Source organism: Plantactinospora alkalitolerans, assembly GCF_015690345.1.
GTDB lineage: Bacteria > Actinomycetota > Actinomycetes > Mycobacteriales > Micromonosporaceae > Plantactinospora > Plantactinospora alkalitolerans.
In genome coordinates, this window is sequence record NZ_JADPUN010000433.1 from 1 (window position 1) to 5,451 (window position 5,451).

A 5,451-nucleotide genomic window follows, 5' to 3' on the forward strand; every position below is an offset into this window, starting at 1 on the left:
GTTCAACGCCCGGCGTTCGGCGCCCCGCTCGCCCTGGAGAGCGGTCCGTCCGCGCCGGCACCGCGCGGCGCCGGTCACGACACCGCGCCGACGGGGCGGCCGTTCAGTCCGGCCACCAACGGCGGCAACGGACATCAGGGCCCTCCGCCCGGCGAGGTGCGGGGAATGCCGGCCTGGTCCGATCTGACCGGGGCGCGGGCCGGACTTCACGGCGGTGACCCGTTCACCCCGCGGACCCCCAACGGGCACGACATCGAGCCGCTGCCGCAGCGGCGGGCCTCGGAGCAGGACACCGAGGCGCTGGGGCCGAACGACACGATGTCGGGCTTCACCATCCCCCGGCAGCGGCCGACCACCCCGGAATCCCAGCCCGGCGGGTTCAACGCACCACGTCCGGTGTCCGCCCCACCGGTACCACCGGTTTCGGCGCCGCCCGCGTCGACCTCCCCGTTCCGCACTCCGGGGGCGTCCCCGTTCGGTGGCCCCCCGGCTCCGGCGGCCGTCCCGCCGCCGGCGCAGTTCCCGCCGCCGGCGCAGTTCCCACCACCTGCCCCACCCGCTCAGCCCGCCACGCCCACGCCGGCTCCCGCGGCCGGAGCACCGCCGGCGTGGCCGCCGGTGAACACGCCGGACCGGGAGGCCGCCGCACCACCGGTTCCCGAGCGGCTGGCCGCCGCGTTGGACATGACCGCCGAGCTGCCCCGGATGGCCCGACCGGCCGCCGAGGCTCCGGCCAACGTGGAGGCTCGGCCGAAGTTCGCCGACGAGACCATGGAACTGCCGATCTTCCGCGAGCTGGAGTCGGCCTGGTTCCGGACGCGGCGTACGCCGGAGGAGGCCGGGGTGCGTCCGCAGGGCGCCACCACGGCCACCCAGGCGGCGCCTCGGGCCGCCGCGGTGGACACCGCTGTCCCCGAGACGGTCCAGACCGCACCCTCACCGACGAGTAACGCGGCAATGGTGAACAACCCGGTGTCCGTCGGCCAGCAACCGCCCGCCGGCCCGGCCGGCATGGGTGGGTCTCCGGCCGGTGGCAACGGCGGCGGGCGGCCGAGCGAGCCGTCGGGAGGCTGGCGTACGGCCGCCGACGACGGCTGGCGGGCGGCCATGGCAGCCACGACGGCCGCCACGGCACCGGCTGCCACCGAAACGACTCAGACCGGCCTTCCCAAGCGGGTGCCGATGGCCCAGTTGGTGCCCGGAGCCGTGGAGAAGCCAGCCATTTCGGCGCAGCGTCGTACCCCGGAGGCGGTACGTGGGCTCCTGTCCGCGTACCACCGTGGAGTGCAGCGTGGCCGCACGAACCCCACAGACGACCAGTCGACCAACCCGGAGGCGACTCCGGCAGGGCAGCAATCCCCGCAGGCCGATGTGGGCCCCGCGGCCGCTAGCGGCCAGAAGGAGCATGAAGGATGACATCTACGCAGGATCTCGGTTGGCTGCTGGCCAACTTCGCCGATCGTGTGCCCGGCGTCGCTCACGCGATCGCCGTCTCCGCGGACGGTCTGCTCCTGGCGTCGTCACGAGACCTTCCGCGCGACCGGGCGGATCAGCTCGCCGCGATCGCGTCCGGCCTGGTCAGCCTCACCCAGGGGGCGGCACGCTGCTTCGAGGGTGGCGCCGTGTTGCAGACAGTGGTCGAGATGGACAATGGTTTCCTGTTCCTGATGTCCATCTCGGACGGATCGTCGTTCGCGGTCCTCGCCGCCCGCAGCTGTGACGTCGGACAGGTGGGGTACGAAATGGCACTCCTCGTCGATCGGGTGGGTGACGCGTTGACGCCGCCGACCCGGGCCGCCGCGGGAATGCTCAGCTAGTGGTACCCGGCTGACGCCAGACGACAGCCGGTGCGACGACAATGGAACAATGACGAACTCCAGGGTTTGACTCTCGGGCACGGCGAGAAGGGGGTGAACGGCGATGATGGCCGAACGCGACGAGCCGACCGGCGCGCTGGTACGGCCATACGCCGTCACCCGCGGTCGTACGAGGCCGAGGCTCGACATTGCCCTGGAAGCGCTCGTCGAAACGACGGTGCGCGGTCGGTCCGCTGGGAACGGCAATGGCGGCCAGGGCCGGGAGCATCAATACATCGCCGCGCTGTGTGATGGTCGGCTGCAGTCGCTCGCGGAGATCGCGGCGCGGATGCAGTTGCCGCTCGGAGTGGCTCGGGTCCTTATCGCCGACATGGCTGCCGATGGCATGGTGGCGGTGCACGAACCGACAATTCTGGACGACTCAAACGACGCGGTGGGCACTGAACTGCTGGAGAGGGTGCTGAGTGGACTTCGCAGGCTCTGACATGTCGCACCGCCCAACGGCCGGGCGCGTGACATCGGCGAAGATCGTCATCGCCGGTGGCTTTGGCGTCGGCAAGACGACGCTGGTCGGCTCGGTCTCGGAGATCACGCCGCTGACCACCGAAGCGATCATGACGTCGGCTGGCGTAGGTGTCGATGACACGCGCCAGGTGCCGGGAAAGACGCCCACCACGGTCGCCATGGACTTCGGTCGAATCTCGATCGACCGGGACCTGATCCTGTACCTGTTCGGTACGCCGGGCCAGACGCGATTCTGGTTCATGTGGGACGAACTGGTGCGAGGGGCGATCGGGGCGGTGGTCCTCGTGGACACCCGCCGGTTGGCCGACTGCTTCGCGGCTATCGACTTCTTCGAGCATCGGCGGCTGCCGTACCTCGTGGCGATCAACTGCTTCGACGGTATGCAGTATCACGACCCGCAGGATGTGCGGGACGCGCTGGCCATCTCCAGTGACGTTCCGGTCGTCGCCTGCGATGCCCGGAACCGGGAGTCGACCAAGCACGTGCTGATCTCGCTGGTCGAGTACGTGCTGACGATGCGGCGTTCCCGCGCCGTCGCCCCCGCCTGACCGACGCGTACGTCGGTCGGCGGGAGCACGCCGCTCGTCGGTGTCGTTCCTGTCTGACGATGCCGTCGGCTCATGTCGCGCTGCCGGCTGCCCCGATCCCGACGGGCGGCCGAAGCCGGCCCCGGCCCGCGGCGGCCACCTACCGCCGGCCCGTGCTCCGTGGTACCCGTACGGCTGCCCGGAGCCCGCGACGATCGGAACGTACGGCCGTGGGGCTGGCCCGCCCCGGCCGGCTCCGAACGGGTCTCCGGTCCCGGTGGGGCGGGCTGGAGCAGGCGGTCAGGAGACCCGGCTCCAGGCACCCGAGGACACCGTGAAGATGCCGAGTGAATCCGCGTCCATCCCGCCGTGCCGGATCGGTGCGAACGAGTACGCCCCGGCGATGCCCTCGGTGATCTGGTTGCCCAGATAGGCCCGCAGCCGCCCCCGGTCGACACTCTTGGCGAGCCGGGCGGCGTTGACGACGAGCTGCACCGCGTCCGAGGCGTACGGGGCGAATCCGCTGAACGAGCCGTGCTCGTGGACGTAGCGGTAGACGAAGTCCCGACGGGCCAGCCCGGCGGTGGTGGTGTTCGTCAGTGACGAGCCGCCCAGCGAGATCGGGTGCACGGCGTACGCCCCCTCGACCGCCGGGGTGTTCTTCTCGGAGAGGGTCTCCTCGGCGACGGCGCCGGGGTCGAACAGGATCGGTCCGGTGTAGTCGGCCTTCCGCAGGGCCCGGGCGGCGGCACCGGAGAAGGGCGCGGTCGCCCAGACGACCACCGCATCGGGATTCTTCGCGGCGATCCGTTCCGCGGCGGGGCCGAGGTCGGCGTCCTCGGCGCGGGGCAGTCGGACGGACCGGACGAGGTCGCTGTTCACACCCTTCAGGGCCGCTGTGACGGCCCGTACGCCCGAATCTCCGTGGGGGCCACTCGCTACCAGCAGCCCGACCCGTTCGTGCCGCTGCGTGCGAATGAGCTGGGCCAGCGCTCGGGCCACGTCACGGGCGTCCGGGGTCAGCTTGAAGATGAAGGTCCGCTGGGACAGCGGAAGGGTGATGTTGTCGGCGGCGGCGAACGAGATGAACGGCAGATGCTGCTGCTGTGCGACGGGGGCGATCGCCAGCGAGGTCTCGGCGAGGCAGCCCCCGATCAGCGCGTGCACGTTGTCGCGGGTGGCGAGCTCGGTGGTGTGCTGGGCGGCGAGACGCGGGTCGCTGGCGTTGTCCCGTACGACGAGCCGGATGTTGCGGCGGAGGTTGCCGACCGGCACGCCCCCCTCGTTGAGGATGTCGGTCGTGATCCGCAACGCGCGCTCCTGTTGCGCACCCAGGGCCTTGCCGACCCCGCTGAGTTCGAGGCTCGCGCCGACCACCAGTTCCCTGGCGTCGGAGCCGGAGGGTCCGGTCCGCTCCTCTTCCCGGCCGCACGCGGCCAGCAGGGTGGTGGCCGCCGCCGCCAGGAGGCCACGTCGACTCAGCGTCCACGCCTCGACTGTCGGTACGGCCATCCGTCGCCATCCTTCATGCCCTGCTCACGGGCGTTGCCTACGGTTCCGCCGGTATGGTCGCGGGCGGCGTGGTCCGTCGTCAACTCTGCGCGCTGTGGTGAGGAACACGCAGGTCAGGAGGCATTTGATGCTGACCGGCCGGTCAACTGACTAGTTTCGACCGAACGGCCCGGCGTGGTGGACGCCCGTCCGGGAACGCGTCATCGCGCCCGCCGAGGCGCCCAGCCACCCCGTGGGGGTGCCGGTTGCCTCGACGAGCGCGACAGTCGGGCGTGGGCCCGTCAGGAGCGATAGCCCGCGGAGCGGTACTCGTAATCCAGGTTCTCGGCCCGTTCGTCCGGATCCCGGCTGAAGTCCCAGCCACCGGCGGCCTCCCGGCCCGGACGGCCGCCGACGGCGTAGCCGCCGATCTCCTGGCCGCGTCGCCAGCCCCGGAAGTAGCCGGTGGTGTGTTCGGCGATCCGTGCCGCGTCCCGGACGATCCGTAGTGGCCGCTCGTCGCGCAGTGGAGAACCCGGCACCAGATTTGCCTGGGGCACCCGCTTGGGCAGGCCGGCTCCGGTCGAGGCGCCCACCGACGGGCGGGCTGCCTGCTCGGCGGCCCGCCATCCGGTGTCGGCCGTCGAGGACCACTCCACCTCGGCGGCCTCCTCCTCGTCGGAGTGGCCGGTGAACCAGGCGGACCGGGCCGCCGCGAAGATCAGCAGGTCGCCGTCGCCCTCGTCGGAGACCGGAGGCGCGCTGGCCTCGACATTGCGGCGGGGCAGCGGAGCCGGCTCCGGCGGGGCAGCGTTGCCCTGCTCCACCAGCCGCAGCGGTGGGTTGTCGGCGGGCAGGCCGTTGTGTAGCGCCCGGTCGGCGAGCGGGGGCGGCTCGACCAGTCGCAGCGTCGGTGGCTCCGGCGGCAGGTCGTCCGCCTGCCACGGCGGGGTCACCCGCCCGTCGGTGGGAGCCGGACTGACCGGTGCGTCCCGGTTGGTCGGTTGGCCGCCGTGATAGGTCGAGTACGCCGACGGGGCCGGCCCGGCCGCCCGGGATCACGCCGATGTCGTCGGGACGCGGGGCGATCC

The 5,451-nt window shown here is 72.0% G+C and carries 4 protein-coding genes and 2 pseudogenes; 4 read left to right on the plus strand and 2 right to left on the minus strand.

The genetic code is table 11. The features are described from left to right. The 4 genes and pseudogenes from I0C86_RS42330 to I0C86_RS42345 form a co-directional block, all read left to right on the plus strand. Positions 1-1,416 (plus strand): annotated as a pseudogene (locus tag I0C86_RS42330) (ATPase); the annotation flags it as partial. Next, a complete protein-coding gene (locus I0C86_RS42335; protein ID WP_130465005.1) occupies positions 1,413-1,817 on the plus strand; it encodes a roadblock/LC7 domain-containing protein in 405 nt (134 codons plus the stop codon). The pseudogene I0C86_RS42330 and the gene I0C86_RS42335, both read left to right, overlap by 4 nt. A gap of 106 nt (positions 1,818-1,923) precedes the next feature. Continuing rightward, the gene (locus tag I0C86_RS42340) at positions 1,924-2,301 is read left to right on the plus strand and encodes a DUF742 domain-containing protein (protein ID WP_192772060.1); all 378 of its coding nucleotides are present in this window, start codon (positions 1,924-1,926) and stop codon (positions 2,299-2,301) included. A 1-nt stretch (position 2,302) separates the two neighbouring features. Further along, positions 2,303-2,890 carry a GTP-binding protein gene (locus I0C86_RS42345; protein ID WP_196206948.1) on the plus strand — a complete coding sequence of 196 codons (588 nt, stop codon included), beginning with the start codon at positions 2,303-2,305 and terminating at the stop codon, positions 2,888-2,890. A gap of 279 nt (positions 2,891-3,169) precedes the next feature. Here I0C86_RS42345 and I0C86_RS42350 read toward each other — a convergent pair whose 3' ends face one another. Both I0C86_RS42350 and I0C86_RS42355 read right to left on the minus strand, forming a co-directional pair. Next, positions 3,170-4,381, minus strand: a complete 1,212-nt coding sequence (locus I0C86_RS42350) for an ABC transporter substrate-binding protein (RefSeq protein WP_196206949.1) — start codon at positions 4,379-4,381, stop codon at positions 3,170-3,172. A 281-nt stretch (positions 4,382-4,662) separates the two neighbouring features. Beyond that, a pseudogene (locus I0C86_RS42355) lies at positions 4,663-5,376 on the minus strand (transposase); the annotation flags it as partial. Between the last annotated feature and the right edge of the window lie 75 nt (positions 5,377-5,451).

Bases quoted from the DNA above. Each gene is read 5' to 3' on its own strand.
- I0C86_RS42335 (WP_130465005.1), top strand. From the start codon at position 1,413: ATGACATCTACGCAGGATCTCGGTTGGCTGCTGGCCAACTTCGCCGAT.
- I0C86_RS42350 (WP_196206949.1), bottom strand. From the start codon at position 4,381: ATGGCCGTACCGACAGTCGAGGCGTGGACGCTGAGTCGACGTGGCCTC.
- I0C86_RS42340 (WP_192772060.1), top strand. From the start codon at position 1,924: ATGGCCGAACGCGACGAGCCGACCGGCGCGCTGGTACGGCCATACGCC.
- I0C86_RS42345 (WP_196206948.1), top strand. From the start codon at position 2,303: ATGTCGCACCGCCCAACGGCCGGGCGCGTGACATCGGCGAAGATCGTC.